A 24,766-nucleotide genomic window follows, 5' to 3' on the forward strand; every position below is an offset into this window, starting at 1 on the left:
TTCTTCGAGGAATGCTTGTCGTTATTTGCTGCATGGCAGGGATAGCGGCAGCAGATGAAAAGAACATTCTGGTCACCAGCGGCAGTGACCGGGCAACACCGATTGCGGTCGTTCCATTTGGCTGGCAGGGCGGTAGCGTCCTGCCGGACGACATGGCGGAAATCATCGGTAACGACCTGCGCAACTCGGGTTACTACTCGCCGATTCCGAAGCAGAACATGATCAGCCAGCCGACTCAGGCCAGCGAAGTCATCTACCGTGACTGGAAGGCCTTGGGCGCCCAGTACATCATGGTCGGCAGCATCGTTCCGGCGGGCGGTCGCCTGCAGGTGCAATACGCACTGTTCAACGTCGCGACCGAGCAGCAAGTGCTGACCGGTAGCGTGTCGGGTGGCGTCGATCAACTGCGCGACATGGCGCACTACATCTCCGACCAGTCGTTCGAAAAACTGACCGGCATCAAGGGCGCGTTCTCCACGCGTCTGCTGTATGTAACGGCTGAGCGTTTTTCGGTGAACAACACGCGCTACACCCTGCAGCGTTCGGACTACGACGGTGCTCGTGCCGTGACCCTGCTGCAATCGCGTGAGCCGATCCTGTCGCCGCGTTTCGCTCCTGATGGCAAGCGCATTGCCTATGTGTCGTTCGAGCAGAAGCGTCCGCGCATTTTCATGCAGAACATCGACACCGGTCGCCGCGAGCAGATCACCAACTTCGAAGGCCTCAACGGCGCGCCAGCCTGGTCGCCGGATGGTTCGCGCCTGGCGTTCGTGCTGTCCAAGGACGGTAACCCGGACATCTACGTGATGAACCTGGGTTCGCGTCAGATCACTCGCGTGACGGCTGGCCCTGGCATCAACACCGAACCGTTCTGGGGCAAGGATGGTTCGACCATCTACTTCACCTCCGACCGTGGCGGCAAGCCGCAGATCTACAAGACCAACATCAATGGTGGTGGTGCGGAGCGTGTGACCTTTATCGGTAACTACAACGCCAACCCGAAACTGTCGGCTGACGAGAAGACGCTTGTCATGATTCACCGTCAGGATGGCTTCACCAATTTCCGGGTGGCGGCTCAGGATTTGCAGCGCGGTAGTGTAAAGATCCTGACAGACACCAACCTAGATGAGTCAGCCACTGTTGCGCCCAACGGCACCATGGTAATCTACGCCACCGCCCAGCAGGGCCGGGGAGTCTTGATGCTCGTGTCCATCAATGGACGCGTAAGGCTCCCGCTTCCTACCGCTCAAGGCGAAGTCAGAGAACCTTCCTGGTCCCCTTACCTGAACTGACGCGGCGCTACACGTTTTACTTAACACATTGGGGTTCATTAGGAGTTTCACGATGGAAATGCTGAAGTTTGGTAAGTTTGCTGCGCTGGCCCTGGCCATGGCTGTAGCTGTAGGTTGCTCGTCCAAAGGCGGCGACAACGCCGGTGCAGGCGCTGTAGATCCAAACGCTGGTTACGGCGCTAACACTGGTGCAGTTGACGGCTCCCTGAGCGAAGAAGCTGCTCTGCGCGCAATCACCACCTTCTACTTCGAATACGACAGCTCGGACCTGAAGCCAGAAGCCATGCGCGCTCTGGACGTTCACGCCAAAGACCTGAAAGGAAACGGCGCTCGCGTTGTTCTGGAAGGCAACACCGACGAACGTGGTACTCGTGAGTACAACATGGCACTGGGCGAGCGTCGTGCGAAAGCCGTTCAACGCTACCTGGTACTGCAAGGTGTTTCCCCAGCTCAGCTGGAACTGGTTTCCTACGGTAAAGAGCGTCCAGTTGCTACTGGCCACGACGAGCAGTCCTGGGCTCAAAACCGTCGCGTCGAACTGCGTAAGTAATTCGTCATGCGAACGTGCCGTCGTGCTGTAACTGTTCTGGCTCTCAGCCTCGCACCGCTTGCGGTGTGGGCTGCGGTTCCTGTGGTCGATGACAACTCCGGTTATAACAATAGCGGGAGCAGTTATCCGCCTGCGGGTTACGGTACGAACGGCGCCTATGCCGGGGGAGGGGTTACGGCCCCTGCCTCGGCACAGGGCGTGCTGTTCAACCAACTGCAACAAATGCAGGAACAACTCGCACGCCAACAAGGTGCGATCGAAGTTCTGCAAAATGATGTAGCGCGCATGAAGCAGGAAAACCTGGAGCGATACCAGGATCTTGATCGGCGTATTGGAACCGGCGGTGCACCCGCTGCGGCTCCTCAAAATTCTCCAGCCGGTGGCGATATGAATGCCGCCGGTGCAGCAGCAGGTGCAGGTGCGAGTGCTGCCACTCAAGCCCCTGCGGCCAGCAGCGAACCGGGTGATCCGGCGAAGGAAAAGCTCTATTACGATGCGGCCTTCGACCTGATCAAAGCCAAGGATTTCGACAAGGCCAGCCAGGCGTTTGCGGCATTCCTGCGCAAATACCCGAACAGTCAGTACGCGGGCAATGCCCAATACTGGTTGGGCGAAGTGAACCTGGCCAAGGGCGACTTGCAAGGTGCAGGTCAGGCTTTCGCCAAGGTTTCGCAGCTGTACCCCAAGCACGCCAAAGTGCCTGATTCGCTGTACAAGCTCGCTGACGTAGAGCGCCGCCTGGGTCATACCGACAAGGTCAAAGGCATTCTGCAGCAGGTGGTTTCCCAATATCCGGGTACGTCCGCCGCTCAGCTGGCTCAACGCGATCTGCAGCGCATGTAAGGCTGTTTGAGCCGTTTACAAGAAACCCGCGCTTGCCGCGGGTTTTTTCGTTAGAATTCACCCCCTTTTTTATGAAACACCGCTTTTAGGGATCTGCGCGTTGGCGGGGTTCCTTTAAGTGCCTGACGGAGGCGGACAGCCTGTTTAGCTGTTACGCCCGTGGCGACTATGCAAGACACATTGAGAATTACCGAAGTTTTTTACTCGTTGCAGGGTGAAACGCGGACTGCTGGGCTGCCCACTGTATTTGTGCGCCTGACCGGTTGCCCATTGCGTTGCCAATACTGCGACAGCGCCTATGCCTTCACTGGCGGCACCGTTCGCCCGCTCGACGATATCCTCGAACAAGTGGCCGGTTTTCGTCCGCGCTACGTTTGTGTCACTGGCGGTGAGCCGTTGGCACAACCCAATGCCATTCCTTTGCTCAAGCAGCTGTGTGACGCCGGTTACGAGGTGTCGCTGGAAACCAGTGGCGCCCTGGATATTTCGGCGGTCGATCCGCGGGTCAGCCGAGTGCTCGACCTGAAAACACCAGGGTCGAAAGAAGCGCATCGCAACCTCTACGAGAACATCGCACTGCTGACGGCCAACGATCAGGTCAAGTTCGTGATCTGCTCTCGCGAAGACTACGACTGGGCGGTGTCCAAGCTGATTCAGTACGGTCTTGACCAGCGTGCCGGCGAAGTCCTGTTCTCGCCGAGTCACCATGACTTGAGCGCGCGCGACCTGGCGGACTGGATTGTCGCGGACAATCTGCCAGTGCGCCTGCAATTGCAGCTGCATAAATATCTTTGGAACGACGAGCCGGGGCGCTGAAATGGCTGAACAACTGAACACTACTGAAAAACGTGCGGTCATCCTGCTGTCCGGTGGTCTGGACTCGGCCACAGTTGTGGCGATGGCCCGTGCTGACGGTTACAGCTGCTACACCATGAGTTTCGACTATGGTCAGCGTCACCGCGCCGAGTTGCAAGCTGCCGAACGTGTAGCGCGTGATCTGGGCGTGATCGAGCATAAGGTGATTGGCCTGAACCTGAACGGCATTGGTGGTTCGGCATTGACCGACAGTTCCATCGATGTGCCTGAGGCGCCGAGCGAAGGTATCCCGATCACTTACGTGCCGGCCCGCAATACCGTGTTCCTGTCCCTGGCTTTGGGCTGGGCCGAAGTGCTCGGCGCTCGCGACATTTTTATCGGCGTGAATGCGGTGGATTATTCCGGTTACCCGGATTGCCGTCCCGAGTTCATCGAAGCCTTCGAGCGCATGGCCAACCTGGCGACCAAGGCCGGGGTAGAGGGGAACGGTTTCCGTATCCAGGCACCGCTGCAAAATCTCAGCAAGGCGCAGATTGTCCAGGCGGGCGTGAAGCTTGGCGTCGACTATGCACTGACGGTTTCCTGCTATCAGGCAGACGATAACGGCCGCGCATGCGGCAAGTGCGACAGCTGCCGTCTGCGTGCAGAAGGCTTCCTGGCGGCCGGAATCAGCGACCCAACCGTTTATTTTTGATTTATTTCAAATTAGGTGTTGAATAGTCCTTAAAAATCAGTATTATACGCGCCACCACACAGCGGGTCGTTAGCTCAGTTGGTAGAGCAGTTGGCTTTTAACCAATTGGTCGTAGGTTCGAATCCCACACGACCCACCATTTTAAAAAATCTGGAAGGCCCACGTAAGTGAGGATTTCCGGGTTTTTTTTTGCCCGCGATTTGAGCCTGGCTCAATTCGGGTGCTGCTCCGCGTGACACAGGTCAGAATGATCTTTTGCATCTCGGGGATATTCTGTAGCCTTGCGCAGCTTCAACGCTGTCCGTGCCTGATGAATACTCACTCTCCCGGCGGTACCTTTTGTGGTCCGGAGCCGGGTGTATACTCGACTTACGCGCGAAAGCGCCCGCAGGTCTTGCGATCATGACGCAAATTTCCGAACGCCTTCTGGTACAAGCCCACCTCGACGCCAAACAGCCCAAACCGCTGAGTGCCGAAGAGCAAGCCTATTACCGCAGTGCCATCGCCGCCGAGCTCAAGGCTCAGGACGCGGTGCTGGTTGCTCACTTCTATTGTGATCCGATCATTCAGGCCCTGGCCGAAGAAACCGGTGGCTGTGTTTCCGATTCACTGGAAATGGCCCGCTTCGGCAATGCGCACCCGGCCAAGACCGTGGTGGTTGCCGGTGTGAAGTTCATGGGCGAGACCGCAAAAATCCTCAACCCGGAAAAACGCGTGCTGATGCCGACCCTGGAAGCGACCTGCTCGCTGGACCTGGGTTGCCCGGTCGACGAGTTCTCGGCGTTTTGCGATCAGCACCCGGAGCGCACGGTGGTGGTGTATGCCAACACCTCGGCAGCGGTGAAAGCGCGGGCAGACTGGGTGGTGACATCCAGCTGCGCGCTGGAGATTGTCGAGAGCCTGATGGATAACGGCGAAACGATCATCTGGGGCCCGGACAAACACTTGGGCACCTACATTCAGCGCCAGACCGGCGCCGATATGCTGCTTTGGGACGGTGCCTGCATCGTTCACGAGGAGTTCAAGGCCAAGCAGCTGGAAGACATGAAAGCGCTGTATCCGGATGCCGCCATTCTGGTGCACCCGGAGTCGCCGACTGCGGTGATCGAGTTGGCCGATGCGGTAGGTTCTACCAGCCAGTTGATTGCCGCTGCGCAAAGGCTGCCGAACAAGACCCTGATCGTGGCGACCGACCGCGGCATTTTCTACAAGATGCAGCAGCTGTGCCCGGACAAGGTCTTCATCGAGGCGCCTACGGCCGGTAACGGCGCGGCATGCCGCAGTTGCGCGCATTGCCCGTGGATGGCGATGAACACCCTTGAGCGCACGCTACAGTGCCTGCGTGAGGGGTCGGGCGAGATCTTCGTCGAGCCGGCGTTGATTCCTCAGGCCATTCGCCCGCTCAAGCGCATGCTCGACTTCACGGCGGCAGCGCGGATGAAGCTGGCCGGTAACGCCTGAGATCGTTCCCACGCTCCCGCGTGGGAATGCAGCCCGTGACGCTCTGCGTCACTGGACGCGGAGCGTCCCTTGAGGCATTCCCACGCAGAGCGTTGGAACGATCAACGCCCCGAGTATTCGGGGCGTTTTTGCATCTGGCAGGTTATTTTTTCTTCTTCGGGATCCGCACCAACTGGCTGTTGGAGTACATGTCGTGCCAGCTGCGCTTCTGCTTGTCGAAGAGCACCCAGAAGAAGCCCAGGCCTGCGCACAGCAAGGAGGCGATCGACACCACAAAGCGCAACAGCGCCTGCCACAGGCTGATTGCCGAGCCGTCGGCGTTCTGCACGCGGATGCACCAGACCTGCATGCCGAGGGTCTGACCGGACCAGGTCCAGAATTTGGCAAAGAAGCCAAACAGCACGAACAGCAAAATGGTCGAGAACAACGGATCGCCATCCAGCGCGCCGGCCTCGGTCAGGGCGCGCATCTTCTCTTCGCCGATGATTGCCATCTGCACCATCTTGTAGATGCCACCCGTGACGATCAGCAGGGCGGTGCATAGCAGGAAGTCGTAGAACATCGCTGCCAGGCGACGGCCCAGGCCGGCGACGGGGAATTCACCCTGGGGGCTTAGCAGGTGTTTCGACATGGAGTGGCTCTCGGCTGAAAAAAGAAGCCATTTTACGGAATTACGCGTACAAAAAAGCCCCTGATGTCAGCATCAGGGGCTTTTTCGTTACAGAAGATCAGCCTTCTGCTTGTACTTCGTCAGCTTGCATGCCTTTTTGGCCCTGCACAGCGATGAAGGTGACTTTCTGGCCTTCTTTCAGGCTCTTGAAGCCGTTGCCCTGAATGGCGCGGAAATGCACGAACAGATCCGGACCGCTTTCTGGAGTGATAAAACCAAAACCTTTCTCGTCGTTAAACCACTTGACGGTGCCGCTCTGACGTTGGGACATTTCTTATTTCCTTTGACGCAAAAAATTGATGACAGTCTCTTTCTCATGAAAGAGTACTGGGGCTGGTTGCAGGAGAGTAAGAGGCGTCGAACGGGATGTAGCTAACTTGTAGGCTACTGCCCAGGTCACGATTCCAAGCGACCCATGCAAACACAGTGAACAAACTCTACGCCAACTACGGGAGAAAAAACAAGCCCCGTGGAAGCCGCGTATTGCTTGGCTTGATGGCTGTTTCGCATGATTGTTAGTGCGGCTTATTCGATAGCCTTGTTCAATTGTTTTCGATTGTTATAAGCCAGGTTCACAATCGAAGTAGCTGATCAAGGCATGCACTGTTTTATGGCGGTTGCGTTACAGATTAGTGCACTGTTACGCAACCGCGTTACTTATAGGAACAATCAATCAACCACGATAGTAGCGTTGTGGAACAAATGGCATTTTGCTTACAAGCAAAGGCACCTTTTTCCCACGTACAATCGCCCAAACCTGGGTATCGAGTGCGATGTAAGCATTGTCGAGGTAACCCATGGCCAAAGGACCGCCCAAGGTCGGCCCGAAGCCGCCGCTGCAGACGCTGCCGATGATTTCGCCTGCTTCGTTGACGATTTCCGCACCTTCGCGCACCGGCGTGCGTTCCTGAGGCAGCAGGCCAACGCGTTTACGGCTGACACCGTTTTGTTGCTGGGCGAATACGGTTTCGGCACCCGGGAAACCACCGGCACGCGCACCGTCGGCACGCCGTGGCTTGGAGATGGCCCATAGCAGGCTGGCTTCGATCGGTGTGGTGTCGGTGTTCATGTCGTGGCCGTAGAGGCACAGGCCGGCTTCCAGGCGCAGCGAGTCACGGGCGCCGAGGCCGATGGCCGCGACTTCCGGCTCGGCCAGCAACGCACGAGCGAGGGCTTCGGCATCGGCGGCAGGTACGGAGATTTCGAAACCGTCTTCACCGGTGTAGCCCGAACGGCTGACAAAGCAGTCGACGCCGAGCAAGGTCACGCGGGTGAACTGCATGAACGTCATCTTCGCCACTTCAGGGGCCAGACGCGCGAGCACGGTCACTGCGGCCGGGCCTTGCAGGGCGAGCAGGGCGCGTTCTTCGAACAATGGCTCGATGCTGCATTGATCGCCGATGTGCTGGCGCAGGTGCGCCAGGTCCTGGTCCTTGCAGGCGGCGTTGACCACCAGGAACAACTCATCATTACCGAGGTTGGCGACCATCAGGTCGTCGAGGATGCCACCGTTCTGGTTGGTGAACATCGCATAGCGCTGCATACCCACCGGCAGGTCGATGATGTCCACCGGCACCAGGGTTTCCAGGGCCTTGGCGGCGTTGGCGCCGGTCAGGCGGATCTGGCCCATGTGCGAGACATCGAACAACCCGGCCTGATCACGGGTGTGCTGGTGTTCTTTCATCACTCCGAGCGGGTACTGGACCGGCATGTCGTAGCCGGCGAATGGCACCATGCGCGCACCGAGTTCGATGTGCAGCGCGTGCAGCGGGGTTTTCAACAGGTGTTCGGTGGACATATGCAGCTCCTGAAAATTGCACTGATGCAGATGCGTCGGCATCAGCACTCGATAATGTTGACCGCCAAACCGCCACGGGCGGTTTCCTTGTATTTGCTTTTCATGTCGGCGCCAGTCTGGCGCATGGTGCGGATGACCTTGTCGAGGGAGACGAAGTGCTGACCGTCGCCGCGCAAGGCCATGCGCACCGCATTGATGGCTTTGACCGAGCCCATGGCGTTGCGCTCGATGCACGGCACTTGCACCAGCCCGCCAATCGGGTCGCAGGTCAGGCCGAGGTTGTGTTCCATGCCGATTTCGGCGGCGTTTTCCACTTGCTGCACCGTGCCGCCGAGCACTTCGCAGAGGGCGCCGGCAGCCATTGAGCAGGCCACGCCGACTTCGCCCTGGCAACCGACTTCGGCGCCGGAGATCGAAGCGTTTTCCTTGTACAGGATGCCGATGGCAGCGGCGGTGAGCAGGAATCGCACCACGCCGTCTTCGTTGGCACCGGGGATGAAGCGCATGTAGTAATGCAACACTGCGGGGATGATCCCGGCTGCACCGTTGGTGGGCGCCGTGACCACACGCCCGCCGTTGGCGTTTTCTTCGTTGACCGCCAGCGCATACAGGTTGACCCAGTCGAGCACCGACAGCGGATCGCGCAACGACGATTCCGGGTTCTTGCACAGTTGTCGATGCAGCGCCGCCGCACGACGCTTGACCTTCAAGCCACCGGGCAGAATCCCTTCGTTACGGCAACCTGCGGCCACGCAGTCCTGCATCACTTGCCAGATCTTCAGAAGGCCGGCACGAGTTTCCGCTTCCGGGCGCCAGGCGCTTTCGTTGGTCAGCATCACCTGGCTGATGGACAGCCCATAAGTGGCGCAATGGCCGAGCAGGTCCTTGGCGCTTTTGAACGGGAAGGTCAGCGGCGTCGCATCTTCCACGATGCGGTCGGCGCCGGCGGCGTCTTCGTCGACCACAAAACCGCCACCGACCGAGTAATACTCGCGGCTGCGGATCTGGATGCCGGCTGCATCGAAGGCGCGAAAGATCATGCCGTTGGGGTGATAGGCCAATGGCTTGCGGATCATCGCCAAGTGGAGTTTTTCGTTGAATTCAATGACGTGCTCACCGAGCAGGTTCAAGCGACCGCTGCTGCGAATTTCAAGCAGGCGAGCGGCGATGTTCTCGGTGTTCACGGTGTCCGGGTGTTCACCTTCCAGACCCAGCAACACGGCCTTGTCGCTGCCGTGGCCTTTGCCAGTGGCGCCGAGCGAGCCGTAGAGCTCGACTTTGACGCAGGTGGTTGCCGCCAACAGGTTTTCACGACGCAGGCCTTCGACGAAGCGCGCAGCGGCGCGCATCGGACCGACGGTATGGGAGCTGGAGGGGCCGATGCCAATCTTGAACAGGTCGAACACGCTTAACGACATGGTTGTTCTCCGGTTTCTTGTTATAGGGACCGGCACAAATCCTTGTGGGAGCGAGCTTGCTCGCGATAGCGGTCTTTCAGTCGACATCCCTGGTGAATGTCAGTCCGCAATCGCGAGCAAGCTCGCTCCCACAGGATTTTGTGGTGTCCATGAGGGGCGGGTGAGTCCGCCCCCCTGCATAGATCAAGCGTAGCTTTCGATCGACGGGCAGGCGCAGATCAGGTTGCGGTCGCCGAACACGTTGTCGACCCGACCGACCGGTGGCCAGTATTTGCCTTCGATCAACGACGCCACTGGATACACCGCTTGCTCACGGCTGTACGGGTGCGCCCACTCGCCAACGATTTCCGCAGCTGTGTGCGGCGCGTTTTTCAGCGGGTTGTCGTCCTTGTCCAGGGTGCCATTTTCCACCGCGCGAATTTCTTCGCGGATGCGGATCATGGCGTCGCAGAAACGGTCCAGTTCTTCTTTGGATTCACTTTCGGTCGGCTCGATCATCAGCGTGCCGGCCACCGGGAACGACATGGTCGGTGCATGGAAGCCGAAGTCGATCAGGCGCTTGGCGACGTCATCGACGCTGATGCCGCTGCTGTCTTTCAACGGGCGCAGGTCGAGGATGCATTCGTGGGCGACCAGACCGTTGCTGCCGGTGTAGAGCACTGGGTAGTGTTCTTCCAGACGACGGGAAATGTAGTTGGCGTTGAGGATTGCCAATTGCGAAGCCCGCTTGAGGCCAGCGCCGCCCATCATGCGGATGTACATCCAGGTGATCGGCAGAATGCTCGCGCTACCAAACGGTGCCGCGCAGACTGCGCCTTCCTTGCGTTCCATGGCCGCGTGACCCGGCAGGAACGGCGTCAGATGCGATTTCACGCCAATCGGGCCGACGCCCGGGCCGCCGCCGCCGTGCGGGATGCAGAAGGTTTTGTGCAGGTTCAGGTGCGACACGTCGCCGCCGAACTTGCCCGGTGCGCAAAGGCCGACCATGGCGTTCATGTTGGCGCCGTCGATGTACACCTGGCCGCCGTTGTCATGAATGATCCCGCAGATTTCGCGGATGCCTTCTTCGAACACACCGTGGGTCGACGGGTAGGTGATCATCAGCGCGGCGAGGTGCTCGCGGTGCTCGATGGCTTTGGCGCGCAGGTCTTCGATGTCGACGTTACCACGGGCATCGCAGGCGGTGACGACCACGCGCATGCCGGCCATGTTGGCAGTGGCCGGGTTGGTGCCGTGGGCCGACGACGGGATCAGGCAGATGTCGCGGCGTTCTTCGCCACGGCTCTGGTGGTAGGCACGGATCGCCAAGAGACCTGCGTATTCGCCTTGGGAGCCGGCGTTCGGTTGCAGCGAAATTGCGTCGTAACCGGTGGCAGCGCAGAGCATTGCTTCCAGTTCGTCAGTCAGTTGCTGGTAACCGGCGCTTTGCTCGGCCGGGGCGAACGGGTGCAGGGCGCCGAACTCGGCCCAGGTCACCGGGATCATTTCGCTGGCGGCGTTGAGTTTCATGGTGCACGAACCCAGCGGGATCATGGTGCGGTCCAGCGCCAGGTCCTTGTCGGCGAGCTTGCGCAGGTAGCGCATCAGCTCGGTTTCCGAGTGATAACGGTTGAACACCGGGTGGCTGAGGATCGGCGATTGACGCACCAGTTCAGCCGGGATGCGGCTTTGTACCGAGGCGGCCAGCGCGGCGAAGTCTGGCAGGGCTTTGCCTTCAGCCAGCACGCTCCACAGGGTTTCGATGTCGGCCTGGCTGGTGGTTTCGTCGAGGGACAGACCCAGGCGCTCGCCATCGATGACACGCAGGTTGATGCGCTGGGCGCGGGCCTTGTCGTGCAGGGCCGCGGTGTTGGCGCCGGAGGCCAGGGTCAGGGTGTCGAAGAAGTGTTCTTGCTCGACTTTCAAGCCCAGTGCGCTCAAGCCTTTGGCGAGGATCGCGGTCAGGTGATGAATGCGGTTGGCGATCTGCGTCAGGCCTTTAGGGCCGTGATACACGGCGTACATGCTGGCGATGTTGGCCAGCAGCACTTGGGCGGTGCAGATGTTACTGGTGGCTTTCTCGCGGCGGATATGTTGCTCGCGGGTCTGCATGGCCAGGCGCAGGGCCGGCTTGCCGAAACGGTCTACGGAGACACCGACCAGACGGCCCGGCATGTCGCGCTTGAACGCATCCTTGGTGGAGAAGTAGGCCGCGTGTGGGCCACCGAAGCCCAGCGGCACGCCGAAGCGTTGTGCACTGCCAATGGCCACGTCGGCGCCGAACTCGCCCGGCGGGGTCAGCACGGTCAGGGCCAGCAGGTCGGCGGCGACCGCCACCAGCGCATTCGCCGCGTGGAAGCGTTCGGTCAGCTCGCGGTAGTCGAACAGGTCGCCGTTGCTCGCCGGGTATTGCAGCAGAGCGCCGAAGAATGCGCTGACATCCGTCAGTTCACGTTCGTCGCCGACCACCACGTCAATGCCCAACGGCTCGGCACGGGTGCGCAGCACATCCAGGGTTTGCGGGTGGCTGTGGATCGAGGCGAAGAAAGCGTGGCTGCCCTTGTTCTTGCTCAGGCGTTTGCAGAAGGTCATGGCTTCGGCAGCGGCAGTGGCTTCGTCCAGCAGGGAGGCGTTGGCGATCGGCAGGCCGGTCAGGTCGCTGATCAGGGTCTGGAAGTTCAGCAGCGCTTCCAGGCGGCCCTGGGAAATTTCTGGCTGGTACGGGGTGTAGGCGGTGTACCAGGCCGGGTTTTCCAGCAGGTTGCGCAAGATCGGCGATGGCGTGTGGCAGTTGTAGTAGCCCTGGCCGATGTAGGTCTTGAACAGTTGGTTCTTGGCGGCGATGGCTTTGATTGAGGCCAGGGCCTCGGCTTCGCTCAAGCCGTCTTCCAGTCCGAGAACGCTGGTGCCTTTGATGCTGTCGGGGATGACGCTGGCGCTCAGGGCTTCCAGCGAGTCAAAACCGAGGCTGTTGAGCATGGCTTGCTCATCGCCTGCGCGCGGGCCGATGTGGCGCGCGATGAATTCGTTGGCGGTGCTTAGATTGATAGTCATTGCGGCTCCTCAGGCTTCGGCGTTGGCTTTGATCAGACGGTCGTAAGCGTCCTGATCCAGCAGTTTGGCGACAGCCGAGGCGTCGGTAGGCTTGAAGCGGAAGAACCAGCCTTCGCCCAGCGGATCTTCGTTGACCAGCTCAGGGCTGCTGTCCAGCGCCGGGTTCACTTCCAGGACTTCACCGTCCAGTGGCATGTAGACGCCGCTGGCGGCTTTTACCGATTCCACGGTGGCCGCTTCAGCGCCTTTGTCGTAGGACTGCAGCTCAGGCAGTTGTACGAAAACCACGTCGCCCAGGGCGTTCTGTGCGAAGGCGGTGATGCCGACAGTGACAGTGCCGTCAGCTTCGGTGCGCAGCCATTCGTGATCTTCAGTAAAACGCAACTCGCTCATGGAAACTCCTCAGGGCCAGACTCGTCTGGTGGACGCGATTGAATGCTCGTGCAGGGCAGAGCTGAATAGCCAGATACATAGCAAGAACGCGGCCAACGTTTTTTATTCGTTATAAATCAATATGTTAATAAATATTGTGGGCGAGATGGAAAACACGGCTGTAGCGAAATCGCTACGGATTGAGGCGTGTAAAAAAGCCTATGGGGATCAAAGCCTTGCGCAGCGCAGTTTAATCGAGTGTGTAGCGAAATCGTTCCGCTGTAGCGCATTCAGTACAGATGGAGGTCGTTTTTGGCGCAACTGCGGAGTTTGATGGTGTAGCAGCGGGCCTCATCGCGAGCAAGCTCGCTCCCACACTGGTTTGTGCCGGCCACACATTATGTGATCACCGAAAATCCCTTGTGGGAGCGAGCTTGCTCGCGATGAGGCACTCAAGCCTTGCCGGGTATGCCGTACTTGCGCAATCGATGGGCGATGGCGGTGTGGGAGGTTTGCAGGCGGCTGGCCAGTTGGCGGGTCGAGGGGTAGTTGACGTAGAGCTTTTCCAGCAGGGTTTTCTCGAACGCTTCCACGGCCTGCTCAAGGCTGTCGACATCCACGTCGCTTTCGCGCGCCACGGAGGTGCCGGCGATGTCCAGGTCGCCGATGTCCACCAGGCTGCTTTCGCAAATGGCTGCGGCGCGGAAGATCACGTTCTGCAATTGCCGCACATTGCCCGGCCAGCGGTTGCCGAGCAGGGCCGGGTAAGTGCCGGGCGCCAGGCGACAGACCGGGCGCTGGATCTGTGCGCAGGCCTGCTGCATGAAGTAGCGTGCCAGCAACAGGATGTCCTGACCGCGCTCACGCAGCGGCGGGACTTCGACGTTGAGCACGTTGAGGCGGTAGAACAGATCTTCACGGAACGCGCCTTCGCTGACCATTTTTTCCAGGTCGCGGTGAGTGGCGCTGAGGATCCGCACGTTGACCTTGACCTCGCGATCGCCACCGACCCGACGGAAGCTGCCATCGTTGAGGAAACGCAACAGTTTGGCCTGCAGGTACGGCGACATTTCGCCGATCTCGTCGAGGAACACCGTGCCCTGGTTGGCCAGTTCCATCAGGCCTGGCTTGCCGCCACGCTGAGCGCCAGTGAAGGCGCCGGGGGCGTAGCCGAACAGCTCGCTTTCGGCGAGGTTCTCCGGCAATGCCGCGCAGTTCAACGCCAGAAACGGCGCGCTGTGTCGGGCGCTGATCGCATGGCAGGCGCGGGCCACCAGCTCTTTGCCGGTGCCGGTTTCACCCTGGATCAGCAGCGGCGCATCGAGCGCCGCCACCCGTTGCGCACGGGCCTTGAGGGTGCGGATCGCCGGGGACTCACCGAGCAACGCATCGAAACCTTCGGCGTGATCGTGGTGCAACGCCGAGAGTTGTTCACCGATGCGATTGGGTTGATACAAGGTCAGCAGGGCGCCGGCATCGGTGATGGGCGTGGCGTCCAGCAGCAAGGTCTGGCCGTTGACGGTGATCTCGCGCAACGGCAGGCGGAAGCCGTTTTCCAGCAACGTGTCCAGCAGCGCCGGATCGGCGAACAGCTCGGCGACGCTTTCCCCGGCCGGTTCACGGCCGTACAAGGCGATCAATGCCGGGTTGGCCAGCAACACGTTGCCGGCGCTATCAAGGGCCAGCACCGGGTCGGTCATCGCCGCCAGCAGTGCATCGAGTTGCAGGTGCCGACGCTGTCCGGGAAGAATGTCGACCACTGTCACCGCTTGCACGCCGCGCACGCTGAACAGCGCATCGCTCAGCTCTTCGAGCACTTGCGGGCTGAGGGTCGGCGCGTCGATATAAACGTTCGGCGGCACCATTTCCACCGCATCCAGGTTGAGATTACGCCCACCGAGCAAGGCCAGGACTTCCTGGGTGATGCCGACGCGGTCGATGAAGCTGACGTGGATACGCATGGGACGGTTCAGTGTTCTGGAGTGCGGAGGGTGGCAAGTATGCCTTGGGGCGGGCTAATGGTGAAATCCTGCGCAGGACTTCACGTCAACACCGAACCAATGTGGGAGCGAGCTTGCTCGCGCTAGCGGTCTTTCAGTCGACATCCATGGCGAATGTCAGTCCGTCATCGCGAGCAAGCTCGCTCCCACAGGGGGCGTGGGGGTTATTCCAAGTGTTCGGGTTTCATCGGATCACCGGATTTCACATCCAGTTGCGCACGCACATCTTCGAACATCTCGTCGTAGTACTTGTGCAGTGAGATGATGTTGGCAGTCTTGGGCATGCCGTACTTCTGTGTGATGCGTGTGGCGTGTCGGGCAAAGTCGAAGGCCTGGTCTTTGGCCAGGAAGAAGTCTTCCTTCAGGTCCTTGCCTTCGACCGAGCCATGCACCGTGAAGAGCATGCCCTTGCCTTCCTTGGGGTCGGTAGTGACCTCATAGTCAATGCACAGGTTGTAGCTGAAGTCGTCCTTGTTCAGTGCATGGCGCTCGATGTGCAAGTGACCGGGCTCAAATATGGCCATGGGCATCTCCTTCAAAGGCATTGAAACGGGGCGGGCATGAGGCCGGCCCCGGTTGTTTTCATTGGTACGTGATACCAGGTTCAGCCGTGCTGATACGGGTGCCGGCGTTGCCCTGGACGATGGCTTCGATGTCCGAGAGTGAACCGATCACCGCGACTTTTCCAGTGTTGCGGGCGAACTCGCAGGCAGCCTGGACTTTCGGCCCCATGGAGCCGGCCGCGAAGCCGAGTTTTTCGATGTCGTCCGGGTGGGCCCGGGCGACGGCCTTCTGGCTCGGCTTGCCGAAGTCGACAAATGCGGCGTTGACGTCGGTGGCGATCACCAGCAAGTCACTTTCAAGCTGTTCGGCCAGCAGCGCCGAACACAGGTCTTTGTCGATCACCGCTTCCACGCCCTTGAGCTTGTGGTGTTCGTCGTACATCGTCGGAATGCCGCCACCTCCTGCGCAGATCACGATGCTGCCTTTGTCCAGCAGCCACTTGACCGGGCGGATTTCGAAGATGCGCTTGGGTTTCGGGCTGGCCACCACGCGACGGAACTTGTCGCCATCCGGGGCAATCGCCCAACCTTTTTCGGCCGCTAGTTTTTCTGCTTCGGCCTTGGAATAGACCGGGCCGATGGGCTTGCTCGGGTGTTGGAACGCGGGGTCATTGGGGTCGACTTCGACTTGGGTCAGCAGGGTCGCGAAGGGCACTTCGAAGTCCAGCAGATTGCCCAGTTCCTGTTCGATGATGTAGCCGATCATCCCATCGGTTTCAGCACCCAGCACGTCCAGCGGATAAGGGCTGACAGAGGTGTAGGCGGCTGCCTGCAACGACAGCAGGCCGATTTGCGGGCCATTGCCGTGGGCGATCACCAGTTGATTGCCGGGATGGATCTTGGCGATCTGTTCCGTGGCGATCCGGATATTGCCGCGTTGATTGTCCGCGGTCATGGGCTCACCACGACGGAGCAGGGCGTTACCGCCCAGTGCAATGACGATACGCATAATGCAGTCCTTCTAATCAGAGAAGTTGCGAGCGACTAGGTCTCCTGTGGGAGCGAGCTTGCTCGCGATAGCGGTGTGACAGGCAACATTGAAATCGACTGACAGTGCGCCATCGCGAGCAAGCTCGCTCCCACATTGGCTGTGTTCAGCCAGAGGAGCCGCGTTGGTCGTTAGATATCCGCCAGCGCCGAGACCAGGATCGCCTTGATGGTGTGCATGCGGTTTTCCGCTTGCTCGAAGGCGATGTTGGCGGGCGATTCGAAGACTTCCTCGGTCACTTCAACGCCGTTGGCCAGGTTCGGATAACGCGCCGCGATGTCCTTGCCGACCTTGGTTTCGCTGTTGTGGAACGCCGGCAGGCAGTGCATGAATTTCACCCGGGGGTTGCCCGAGGCTTTCATCATGTTGGCGTTGACCTGGTACGGCAGCAGTTGCTCGATACGCTCGTCCCACGCTTCGACCGGCTCACCCATCGACACCCAGATGTCGGTGTGAATGAAGTCCACACCCTTGACGGCTTCTCTCGGGTCTTCGGTGATCGTGATGCGTGCACCGCTTTCTTCAGCGAAGGCTTTGCACTGATCGATGAAGTCCTGATGGGGCCACAGCGCTTTCGGCGCGCCGATGCGCACGTCCATGCCGAGTTTGGCGCCGATCATCAGCAGCGAGTTGCCCATGTTGTAGCGCGCATCGCCGAGGTAGGCGTAGCTGATGTCATGCAGCGGCTTGTCGCTGTGCTCGCGCATGGTCAGGGTGTCGGCGATCATTTGGGTCGGGTGGAATTCAGCGGTCAGGCCGTTGAACACCGGTACGCCAGCGAACTTGGCCAACTCTTCGACGATTTCCTGTTCGAAGCCTCGGTACTCGATCGCATCGAACATCCGGCCGAGAACGCGGGCGGTGTCTTTCATGCTTTCCTTGTGGCCGATCTGCGACGACACCGGGTCGATGTAGGTGACGTGAGCCCCTTGGTCATGGGCCGCGACTTCGAAGGCGCAACGGGTGCGGGTCGAGGTTTTTTCAAAGATCAGCGCGATGTTCTTGCCTTTGAGGTGCGGCTGTTCGGTGCCGGTGTACTTGGCACGTTTCAGGTCGCGGGACAGGTCCAGCAGGTAGTGCAGCTCGCGATTGGTGTGGTGCATCAAACTCAGCAGGCTGCGATTACGCATGTTAAAAGCCATTTTGGATCTCCTTGGGTTTCGGTTATCCCCAAGGCCGGTGCTCTGTAAGCCCCGGCCAAGGTTTGAAGGTTAATAGTCAATCGGGTCGCGGATGATCGGGCAGGTCATGCAGTGGCCACCGCCACGACCGCGGCCGAGTTCACTGGCGCTGATGGTGATGACCTCGACCCCGGCCTTGCGCAGCAAGGTGTTGGTGTAGGTGTTGCGGTCGTAACCGATCACCACGCCGGGTTCGACGGCCACCACGTTGTTACCGTCGTCCCACTGTTCGCGTTCGGCGGCGAAGCTGTTGCCGCCGGTTTCGACGACGCGCAGGGCCTTGAGGTTGAGCGCGGCGGCCACGGTGTCGAGGAAGCTGGTTTCTTCGCGACGGATATCGATGCCGCCCGGTTTGCTTTCGTCAGGGCGTAGGGTGAAGGCGACGATCTGGTTCACCACTTCAGGGAAGATCGTCACCAGGTCGCGGTCGCAGAAGCTGAACACGGTGTCCAGGTGCATCGCCGCGCGGGATTTCGGCAGGCCGGCAACGATCACCCGCTCGACCGCGTTGTGCTTGAACAGGTTCAGCGCCAACTGGCCGATGGCCTGACGGGACGAGCGTTCACCCATGCCGATCAACACCACGCCGTTACCGATGGGCATCACGTCGCCGCCTTCCAGCGTGGCGTTGCCGTGCTCCTGATCCGGGTCGCCGTACCAGACCTGGAAGTCGGCGTTGGTGAACTCCGGGTGGAACTTGTAGATGGCGCTGGCCAGCAGGGTTTCCTGACGGCGCGCCGGCCAGTGCATCGGGTTCAGCGTGACGCCGCCATAGATCCAGCAGGTGGTGTCGCGGGTGAACTGGGTGTTCGGCAGTGGCGGCAGAATGAAGCTGGAATGGCCGAGGAAGTCGCGGAACATTTCGATGGTCTTGCCACCGAAGCTGTTGGGCAGGTCATCGGCCGACACGCCGCCAATCAGGAATTCGGCGATCTTGCGCGGTTCGAGGCTGCGCAACCAGGCGTCGACTTCGTGGACCAGGCCGACACCCACCGAGTTGGCGGTGATCTTGCGTTGCAGAATCCAGTCCAGCGCTTCGGGGTTGGCAACGATGTCAGTCAGCAGGTTGTGCATTTCCAGCACGTCGATATCGCGCTCACGCATCTTGGTGACGAAGTCGAAATGGTCACGCTTGGCCTGAGCCACCCACAGCACATCATCGAAAAGCAGTTCATCGCAGTTGTTCGGGGTCAGCCGCTGGTGAGCCAGGCCTGGGGAGCACACCATGACTTTGCGCAGTTTGCCGGCTTCGGAATGTACGCCGTACTTAACTTTTTCCGTGGTCATTACAGATCCTCCAGATAACAAAACAGTCGAGTGTTACAAGTGGGTGCTACAAGGTCAGGAAGCCGTCGTAGAGTCCGTAGGCCGCCACCAGCGCGCCAATGACTACCGCGGTGAAAATCAGCTTCTCGATGTTGGTGAAAACCGGTTTGCCCAACTCGCGCTTGGCCTTGGCGAACAGGATTGCGCCGGGGGCATAGAGCAGGGCGGACAGCAGCAGGTATTTGATGCCGCCGGCGTACAGCAGCCAGATCGCATAGATCAGCGCAGTGGCACCGATGACCAGGTCTTTCTTGCGTTCGGCCAGGGCGTTTTCGTAGCTCTCGCCGCGCACCGCCAGCAGCAGGGCATAGGCCGCCGACCACAGGTACGGCACCAGAATCATCGAGGTGGCGAGGTAGATCAGCGACAGGTAAGTACTGGCCGAAAACAGGGTGATGATCAGGAAAATCTGGACCATCGCATTGGTCAGCCACAGGGCGTTAACCGGCACGTGGTTGGCGTTCTCGCGGCGCAAAAACTCCGGCATGGTGTGGTCTTTGGCGGCGGCAAACATGATCTCCGCACACAGCAGCACCCACGACAGCAATGCACCCAGCAACGAGATGACCAGGCCGACGCTGATCAGCACTGCGCCCCAGTGACCGACGACGTGTTCAAGTACGGCGGCCATCGACGGGTTCTGCAGTTTGGCCAGCGCCGGTTGAGTCATGATGCCCAGCGACAGCACGTTCACCAGCACCAGGAACAGCAGCACGGTGATGAAGCCGATGACGGTGGCTTTACCGACGTCCGAACGTTTTTCCGCTCGGGCCGAGAAGATGCTCGCGCCTTCGATGCCGATGAACACCCAGACGGTGACCAGCATCATGTTGCGCACCTGGTTCATCACGCTGCCCAGGTCGGGGTTTTTGAGGCCCCAGATGTCGGCAGTGAAGATGTCGAGTTTGAAGGCGAAGAGTGCGATCAGGACGAACAACAGCAGCGGCACGACTTTGGCGACGGTGGTCACCAGGTTGATGAACGCCGCTTCCTTGATCCCGCGCAGCACCAGAAAGTGCACGGCCCACAGCAGCAGCGAAGCGCCGATCACCGCCGCAGGCGTATTTCCCTCCCCAAATAGCGGGAAGAAGTAGCCGAGGGTACTGAACAGGAGTACGAAGTACCCCACGTTACCCAGCCAGGCGCTGATCCAGTAACCCCAGGCGGACGAGAAACCCATGTAGTCGCCGAAACCGGCCTTGGCGTAGGCGTACACGCCGCCATCGAGGTCAGGCTTGCGGTTGGCGAGGGTCTGGAAGACGAACGCCAGGGTCAACATGCCGACGGCGGTGATCGCCCAACCAATCAAAACCGCCCCGACGTCGGCACTGGCGGCCATGTTTTGCGGCAAAGAGAATATTCCGCCACCAATCATGGAACCCACTACCAGAGCGACTAACGCACCGAGTCGTAGTTTTCCGGGAGATTCAGACATTGCATGACTCCATTGCCGGAGAAGAGAAACCGCAGAATAAACTCGCTCGCTGATAGAACAGCTGATCTGGGTCAGTTGATGGTCACATTCCATTGTTAATGACTGACGTGTGAATACTTCCGGAATAGTCTGTACGTGCCACAAAACGCTTATTCCAGAGCGCTTTGCATAAATTGATCGGGAATGGCTGCTAATCGCTGCGAGCCTTGAAGCCAGTTGTTTTTTCAGAATGTGCAAATTTTGTGCGTCTGTTTTCAGTACAGAATTGATTTATCCGGGATAACGCACAAAACTGGAAAAATGCCTGCGTGGCATTGCCGGGAAAGTTCTAAATAAGAGTTATTTTTTGCCGTTATCTGATTAACGTCATGCCCCGCTGCATATTTAATGGAATGAACATTTGTTATGGTTTCAAAGCATGACAAACAGTCGATTTGAGAGGAGAGGTAAGGATGTCGCAAGCGACGCAAACGCTTCGACTCGGCGTGGTGGTCGGCTCGATGATTGGCGGGGCGCTGTCACTGTGAGGCTGTTGCTCGACTATCAACCGCCTTATGACTGGCCGGCGATGCTCGGCTTTTTGTCGGCGCGGGCGATTACCGGATTGGAGAGCGTGGTCGATGGCGTGTATTCGCGCAGCATCAGCCTGAACGGTGTGCACGGTACGTTTTCGATTACACCTGCGGCCGGTGATGCGCTGGAAGTGAGGCTGGATTTTCCTGATGCGTCAGCCACGCCTGAAGTCATTGCGCGGTTGCGGCGGATGTTCGATCTGGACGCGGATCTGCCGCGCATCCATCAGCAGCTGGCGGTTGATCCGTTGATGGCGAGGTTGATTGCCGAGCGTCCTGGCTTACGGGTACCGGGGACGTGGGACGGGCTGGAGCTGGCGATTCGTGCGGTGCTGGGTCAGCAGATCACGGTCGGCGCCGCGATCAAGCTGGCGGGTAAGCTGGTAGCGCAATACGGTGAACCGTTGTCTGCGCCGCTGTCAGGATTGACTCATGTGTTTCCTCAAGCGGCGGTGTTGGCGGCGGCGGATCTGGCAACGTTAGGAATGCCGAAAAGCCGTGGGCGGACGCTGTCTGGCGTAGCGCAGGCATTGCTTGATGATCCTTTGTTGTTTGAACCGGGTCGGGACGACGGCGTTGCGCGATTGCTGGCATTGTGGGGGATTGGCGACTGGACGGCGCAGTACATCGCGTTGCGACAGATGCGCGAGATGGATGCGTTTCCGTCAGGGGATGTGGGATTGATCAACGCACTGGTGGCGCTGGAAGGCGGGCCGGTGACGCCGCGCGAATTGTTGGTCCGTGCCGAGGTTTGGCGCCCGTGTCGGGCGTATGCGGCGCAGGTACTGTGGACGTCGTTGAGTCGGGCTGACTGAAATTGTTTCAATGGTTGCGTTGGCTGTTCGGTCGTCATCGCGAGCAAGCTCGCTCCCACCTTTGATTTGTGGTGATCACAAATGGTGTGTCCACATCAGACCAGTGTGGGAGCGAGCTTGCTCGCGATGGCGGTGGAACAGTCACCACCACTGCGCCCGATGGGAACCCAATTCCCCGGCCGGGATCGCCCACTGCAACGGCGTCCCCGTGATCTTCAGCGGCACATGCAACCGATGCGCCGGGCCCCAAGGTGTCTGTTCAACCAATATTCCCTGATCACTGTCATCTTCGGCCCGTAACGCCTCATCCGTTCCCGGTCCCTGTTCAACCAGCAACTTTGCCGTGCGTGCCAGCGACAATCGCGCCGAGCTGCCGTGCCCTGTCAGCAACCGCTCGGTCAACGCCTTGATCGCACTGGCCGCCATCAGGTAACCCGTGGCGTGGTCTAGCGCCTGAACCGGCAGCGGTGTCGGTTTATCCGTCTGCTTCCAACCCATCCCTGCCTCGGCAATGCCGCTGCTCATTTGCACCAGGCTGTCGAAGCCCCGACGGTTTTGCCAAGGGCCGCTCCAGCCGTACGCATTCAGGCAAATATCGATCAGGCCGGGGGCGAGTTTCTGCCGTTCGGCGGTGCCGTAGCCGAGGAGTTCGAGGGCATTGGCGCGATAACCGTGGAGCAGAATGTCGGCGTCCTTGAGCAGGCTTTCAAACACCTGGCGATCGCTGCTGCTGTGCAGGTCGAGGCGGGCGCAACGTTTGCCCAAGGTGACTTCCGGGACCACTCCCGGTTCGTTCCATTGCGGCGGATCAATGCGCAACACGTCGGCACCCAGCCCTGCGAGGAAGCGGCTGGCAACAGGGCCGGCGAGGACGCGGGTCAGGTCCAGCACCTTGATGCCCGCCAGCGGTTGCGCGACCGAACCGTGCCAGGCGTTTGAGCACTCGCTGTTGCCGACGGAAAAATGAATCAGCGGTTCGGTGTTGACCGCCACCCCTTGAGGGTGGGACTGCCATTGTTGCCATGAGCGCATTTCGGCGGCGCAACCACCGGCTTCGACTATCGCGTGTTCCAGATCTCTTTTGGCCCACAGGGCGACTTTGGCGGCCATCGCGCTGCGATCAAAGCAGTGTCCCAGCACCTGCTCGGCGGCGCTGCGGTGATGAGGGGCATTGGTGTGCAGGCGAATCCAGCCGTCGTGAGTTGCGTAGTCGCCTGCGATGGGGTCCCACAGCGGTGGCACGTTCCAGCCGATCGGGCGGATCGAGGCGGCGAACCAGAAGGAGGCGAGACGACGGTCGACTTCAAGAGCCGGTAAACGACCGGTCTGTTGCCGGAGCAATTCGCTGGCGGCCTGGCCGGCAACCGCGATGCTGGCGCTGGCGAGGTCCGTTACGGCAAACGCCGAGGGCAGGGCGCCGCTCGAGGTAATGGTGATCGCGGTAGTGGGCAAGCCGAGTGCGGCTTGAATGGACGTCAGGAAATCAGTCATCAAAGGCCCTCCGGAAGAGAGAACGATCATAGTTCAAAACTGTGGGAGCGAGCTTGCTCGCGATAGCGGAACTTCAGTCAACATCCATGTTGAATGTCAGTCCGTCATCGCGAGCAAGCTCGCTCCCACATTGATCCGGGGTGACACAAAAAGTGTGATTACCTGCCGTCAAGGATGGGAGCGCTTACATCCAGAACTGATCCATCAATTTCATCGGGTGCGTCGCCTGCGGGTTCAGTTTCAGGAGAGTTGCGGCAGGGACTCGGGCCGCGACCAGATCCACACATTGCCCAGGCTCATGCCGGCGATGGCCAGGTAGATCGGCCAGCCGTGATCGAGCATCACCAGCATCAAACCTGCGCACAGCAGCATGCTGACAGTGGCACTGACTTTGGCCCGGCGGGCGACGATCTTGCCGTTGCGCCAGTTGCTCAGGATCGGCCCGAACAGGCGATGGTTTTCCAGCCAGGCACTCAGGCGCGGCGAGCTTTTGGTAGCGGCCCAGGCCGCCAGCAGAATGAATTCGGTGGTCGGCAAACCCGGCACGACGATGGCGATCAGGCCCAGCGCCAGGCTGATGTAGGCGAGGAGGCCGAAGAGGAGGCGGGTGAGTCTGGAGGATGAAAGCTGAGTCATGGGTCTCATGGTGAGCCGCGTGGTGCACGAGCGACAAGTGTTTATCAGGTCTTGCGGGCATCCACGTTCAATGTGGGAGCGGGCTTGCTCGCGAAAGCGGTCTGACAGTCGACATCAACGGTGAATGTCGGTCCGTATTCGCGAGCAAGCCCGCTCCCACAGGATCGCATTAAGGTCAGGCTAACTCTGGCGCGGTGGCGTAAGCCTGTTCCAGCAGTACGGTGAAGCGGTTGAAGGCGTCGATGGCGCCTTTCTCGACCGCCGCTTCTTCTTCGGCACTGAACTCAAGGCCGTCGAGGGTTTTGACGAAGCGTTTCCAGCCTTCGGCGCGGCCACCGGCTGGCTCTCCCAGGTGACGGGCACCGAAGGTTTCGCTCAGGCCCAGGCCCACGGCGCGCTTGATCAGGAACGCGGCACCGAGTTTCGACCCCTCGGAGACGAAGATCCAGCCCAGGGCCTCGGCCTTGCTCGGGCTGTTCACGGCGCCTGCCACCGGGGCCGGGATGTCGGTTTCCAGGTCGGCCAGGTCAGCCTTGGCGGCTTTGGCGCGGCAACGCTCTGGCAAGTCCGGGACGATGGTGATCAGCTCGGCATCGTTGTACAGCGACACCAGTTCCGACTGGAACAGGTACTGGGCAACCACGAAGCGGGCGAAGTTGGCTTGGGTTTCGAACGGTGCGTGAGCTTTCACCAGTGCGTCGAGTTTGCTGTGCGGCTCGTTGGTTATCTGGTTCAAGCGTTGCGAGCGCAAGCTCGGGCGTTCAGAGGTTCGGGCGGCGGTCATGTAGAAGTCCTTGAGAATGAAAGGCGCG

The 24,766-nt window shown here is 59.9% G+C and carries 22 protein-coding genes and 1 tRNA gene; 8 read left to right on the forward strand and 15 right to left on the reverse strand.

The genetic code is table 11. The features are described from left to right. The first annotated feature begins 11 nt into the window (after window positions 1-11). From tolB to nadA, 7 genes are all read left to right on the forward strand, one after another. Entirely contained in the window at window positions 12-1,292 is a 1,281-nt protein-coding gene (tolB, locus tag AC1DIG_RS06450) for a Tol-Pal system beta propeller repeat protein TolB (protein WP_477766792.1), read from the forward strand. A gap of 52 nt (window positions 1,293-1,344) precedes the next feature. Beyond that, the gene (pal, locus tag AC1DIG_RS06455) at window positions 1,345-1,842 is read left to right on the forward strand and encodes a peptidoglycan-associated lipoprotein Pal (protein WP_054593710.1); all 498 of its coding nucleotides are present in this window, start codon (window positions 1,345-1,347) and stop codon (window positions 1,840-1,842) included. Window positions 1,843-1,848: 6 nt separating this feature from the next. After that, a complete protein-coding gene (gene ybgF, locus AC1DIG_RS06460) occupies window positions 1,849-2,685 on the forward strand; it encodes a tol-pal system protein YbgF (RefSeq protein ID WP_477766614.1) in 837 nt (278 codons plus the stop codon). Between the two features lie 168 nt (window positions 2,686-2,853). After that, a complete protein-coding gene (gene queE, locus AC1DIG_RS06465) occupies window positions 2,854-3,501 on the forward strand; it encodes a 7-carboxy-7-deazaguanine synthase QueE (RefSeq protein WP_019693250.1) in 648 nt (215 codons plus the stop codon). 1 nt (window position 3,502) lies between these two features. Beyond that, window positions 3,503-4,195: a 7-cyano-7-deazaguanine synthase QueC gene (gene queC, locus AC1DIG_RS06470; RefSeq protein WP_477766615.1), complete on the forward strand. Its 693-nt coding sequence runs from the start codon at window positions 3,503-3,505 to the stop codon at window positions 4,193-4,195. 63 nt (window positions 4,196-4,258) lie between these two features. Beyond that, a tRNA-Lys gene (locus tag AC1DIG_RS06475) sits at window positions 4,259-4,334 on the forward strand. 263 nt (window positions 4,335-4,597) lie between these two features. Then, window positions 4,598-5,656, forward strand: a complete 1,059-nt coding sequence (gene nadA, locus AC1DIG_RS06480) for a quinolinate synthase NadA (RefSeq protein WP_477766616.1) — start codon at window positions 4,598-4,600, stop codon at window positions 5,654-5,656. 142 nt (window positions 5,657-5,798) lie between these two features. On the opposite strand, the gene AC1DIG_RS06485 is transcribed toward nadA, so the two are convergent. The 12 genes from AC1DIG_RS06485 to arcD all read right to left on the reverse strand — a co-directional run bounded on the left by AC1DIG_RS06485 (window position 5,799) and on the right by arcD (window position 20,440). Further along, window positions 5,799-6,287 (reverse strand): RDD family protein, encoded by a 489-nt coding sequence (locus tag AC1DIG_RS06485; RefSeq protein ID WP_477766617.1) that lies wholly within the window; start codon window positions 6,285-6,287, stop codon window positions 5,799-5,801. 97 nt (window positions 6,288-6,384) lie between these two features. Beyond that, complete coding sequence (locus AC1DIG_RS06490; protein ID WP_007931076.1) at window positions 6,385-6,597, reverse strand: cold-shock protein; 213 nt, start codon at window positions 6,595-6,597, stop codon at window positions 6,385-6,387. Between the two features lie 402 nt (window positions 6,598-6,999). Then, window positions 7,000-8,124 (reverse strand): glycine cleavage system aminomethyltransferase GcvT, encoded by a 1,125-nt coding sequence (gene gcvT, locus AC1DIG_RS06495; protein WP_477766618.1) that lies wholly within the window; start codon window positions 8,122-8,124, stop codon window positions 7,000-7,002. 41 nt (window positions 8,125-8,165) lie between these two features. Then, window positions 8,166-9,542, reverse strand: coding sequence for an L-serine ammonia-lyase (locus tag AC1DIG_RS06500; protein WP_019693241.1), 1,377 nt, complete (start codon window positions 9,540-9,542; stop codon window positions 8,166-8,168). Window positions 9,543-9,725: 183 nt separating this feature from the next. After that, the gene (gene gcvP / locus AC1DIG_RS06505; protein WP_477766619.1) at window positions 9,726-12,575 is read right to left on the reverse strand and encodes an aminomethyl-transferring glycine dehydrogenase; all 2,850 of its coding nucleotides are present in this window, start codon (window positions 12,573-12,575) and stop codon (window positions 9,726-9,728) included. A gap of 9 nt (window positions 12,576-12,584) precedes the next feature. After that, window positions 12,585-12,968, reverse strand: coding sequence for a glycine cleavage system protein GcvH (gcvH, locus tag AC1DIG_RS06510; RefSeq protein ID WP_123426670.1), 384 nt, complete (start codon window positions 12,966-12,968; stop codon window positions 12,585-12,587). 431 nt (window positions 12,969-13,399) lie between these two features. Then, window positions 13,400-14,908, reverse strand: coding sequence for a sigma-54-dependent transcriptional regulator (locus AC1DIG_RS06515; RefSeq protein ID WP_477766620.1), 1,509 nt, complete (start codon window positions 14,906-14,908; stop codon window positions 13,400-13,402). Between the two features lie 203 nt (window positions 14,909-15,111). Then, a complete protein-coding gene (locus AC1DIG_RS06520) occupies window positions 15,112-15,471 on the reverse strand; it encodes a DUF5064 family protein (RefSeq protein ID WP_477766621.1) in 360 nt (119 codons plus the stop codon). Between the two features lie 58 nt (window positions 15,472-15,529). Continuing rightward, window positions 15,530-16,459 (reverse strand): carbamate kinase, encoded by a 930-nt coding sequence (arcC, locus tag AC1DIG_RS06525; RefSeq protein WP_477766622.1) that lies wholly within the window; start codon window positions 16,457-16,459, stop codon window positions 15,530-15,532. Window positions 16,460-16,629: 170 nt separating this feature from the next. Next, a complete protein-coding gene (locus AC1DIG_RS06530; RefSeq protein WP_477766623.1) occupies window positions 16,630-17,640 on the reverse strand; it encodes an ornithine carbamoyltransferase in 1,011 nt (336 codons plus the stop codon). A 69-nt stretch (window positions 17,641-17,709) separates the two neighbouring features. After that, on the reverse strand, window positions 17,710-18,966 hold the full coding sequence (arcA, locus tag AC1DIG_RS06535; protein WP_477766624.1) for an arginine deiminase: 1,257 nt from the start codon (window positions 18,964-18,966) through the stop codon (window positions 17,710-17,712). 46 nt (window positions 18,967-19,012) lie between these two features. Then, entirely contained in the window at window positions 19,013-20,440 is a 1,428-nt protein-coding gene (gene arcD, locus AC1DIG_RS06540) for an arginine-ornithine antiporter (RefSeq protein ID WP_477766625.1), read from the reverse strand. Window positions 20,441-20,963: 523 nt separating this feature from the next. Here arcD and AC1DIG_RS06545 point away from each other — a divergent pair. Next, a complete protein-coding gene (locus tag AC1DIG_RS06545; protein ID WP_477766626.1) occupies window positions 20,964-21,827 on the forward strand; it encodes a DNA-3-methyladenine glycosylase family protein in 864 nt (287 codons plus the stop codon). Window positions 21,828-21,968: 141 nt separating this feature from the next. Here AC1DIG_RS06545 and AC1DIG_RS06550 read toward each other — a convergent pair whose 3' ends face one another. The 3 genes from AC1DIG_RS06550 to AC1DIG_RS06560 form a co-directional block, all read right to left on the reverse strand. Beyond that, window positions 21,969-23,318: a CoA transferase gene (locus tag AC1DIG_RS06550; protein ID WP_477766627.1), complete on the reverse strand. Its 1,350-nt coding sequence runs from the start codon at window positions 23,316-23,318 to the stop codon at window positions 21,969-21,971. Window positions 23,319-23,558: 240 nt separating this feature from the next. Continuing rightward, the gene (locus tag AC1DIG_RS06555) at window positions 23,559-23,954 is read right to left on the reverse strand and encodes a YbaN family protein (RefSeq protein WP_477766628.1); all 396 of its coding nucleotides are present in this window, start codon (window positions 23,952-23,954) and stop codon (window positions 23,559-23,561) included. 175 nt (window positions 23,955-24,129) lie between these two features. After that, window positions 24,130-24,738, reverse strand: coding sequence for a biliverdin-producing heme oxygenase (locus AC1DIG_RS06560; RefSeq protein ID WP_477766629.1), 609 nt, complete (start codon window positions 24,736-24,738; stop codon window positions 24,130-24,132). Window positions 24,739-24,766 lie beyond the last annotated feature (28 nt).

The sequence above is a fragment of the Pseudomonas sp. 05N431 genome (assembly GCF_056397005.1).

Bases quoted from the DNA above. Each gene is read 5' to 3' on its own strand.
- AC1DIG_RS06555 (WP_477766628.1), bottom strand. From the start codon at position 23,954: ATGACTCAGCTTTCATCCTCCAGACTCACCCGCCTCCTCTTCGGCCTC.
- queC (WP_477766615.1), top strand. From the start codon at position 3,503: ATGGCTGAACAACTGAACACTACTGAAAAACGTGCGGTCATCCTGCTG.
- AC1DIG_RS06485 (WP_477766617.1), bottom strand. From the start codon at position 6,287: ATGTCGAAACACCTGCTAAGCCCCCAGGGTGAATTCCCCGTCGCCGGC.
- gcvH (WP_123426670.1), bottom strand. From the start codon at position 12,968: ATGAGCGAGTTGCGTTTTACTGAAGATCACGAATGGCTGCGCACCGAA.
- arcD (WP_477766625.1), bottom strand. From the start codon at position 20,440: ATGTCTGAATCTCCCGGAAAACTACGACTCGGTGCGTTAGTCGCTCTG.
- arcC (WP_477766622.1), bottom strand. From the start codon at position 16,459: ATGCGTATCGTCATTGCACTGGGCGGTAACGCCCTGCTCCGTCGTGGT.
- AC1DIG_RS06550 (WP_477766627.1), bottom strand. From the start codon at position 23,318: ATGACTGATTTCCTGACGTCCATTCAAGCCGCACTCGGCTTGCCCACT.
- gcvT (WP_477766618.1), bottom strand. From the start codon at position 8,124: ATGTCCACCGAACACCTGTTGAAAACCCCGCTGCACGCGCTGCACATC.
- tolB (WP_477766792.1), top strand. From the start codon at position 12: ATGCTTGTCGTTATTTGCTGCATGGCAGGGATAGCGGCAGCAGATGAA.
- AC1DIG_RS06500 (WP_019693241.1), bottom strand. From the start codon at position 9,542: ATGTCGTTAAGCGTGTTCGACCTGTTCAAGATTGGCATCGGCCCCTCC.
- queE (WP_019693250.1), top strand. From the start codon at position 2,854: ATGCAAGACACATTGAGAATTACCGAAGTTTTTTACTCGTTGCAGGGT.
- AC1DIG_RS06560 (WP_477766629.1), bottom strand. From the start codon at position 24,738: ATGACCGCCGCCCGAACCTCTGAACGCCCGAGCTTGCGCTCGCAACGC.
- AC1DIG_RS06490 (WP_007931076.1), bottom strand. From the start codon at position 6,597: ATGTCCCAACGTCAGAGCGGCACCGTCAAGTGGTTTAACGACGAGAAA.
- ybgF (WP_477766614.1), top strand. From the start codon at position 1,849: ATGCGAACGTGCCGTCGTGCTGTAACTGTTCTGGCTCTCAGCCTCGCA.
- AC1DIG_RS06520 (WP_477766621.1), bottom strand. From the start codon at position 15,471: ATGGCCATATTTGAGCCCGGTCACTTGCACATCGAGCGCCATGCACTG.
- AC1DIG_RS06515 (WP_477766620.1), bottom strand. From the start codon at position 14,908: ATGCGTATCCACGTCAGCTTCATCGACCGCGTCGGCATCACCCAGGAA.
- nadA (WP_477766616.1), top strand. From the start codon at position 4,598: ATGACGCAAATTTCCGAACGCCTTCTGGTACAAGCCCACCTCGACGCC.
- pal (WP_054593710.1), top strand. From the start codon at position 1,345: ATGGAAATGCTGAAGTTTGGTAAGTTTGCTGCGCTGGCCCTGGCCATG.
- arcA (WP_477766624.1), bottom strand. From the start codon at position 18,966: ATGACCACGGAAAAAGTTAAGTACGGCGTACATTCCGAAGCCGGCAAA.
- gcvP (WP_477766619.1), bottom strand. From the start codon at position 12,575: ATGACTATCAATCTAAGCACCGCCAACGAATTCATCGCGCGCCACATC.
- AC1DIG_RS06530 (WP_477766623.1), bottom strand. From the start codon at position 17,640: ATGGCTTTTAACATGCGTAATCGCAGCCTGCTGAGTTTGATGCACCAC.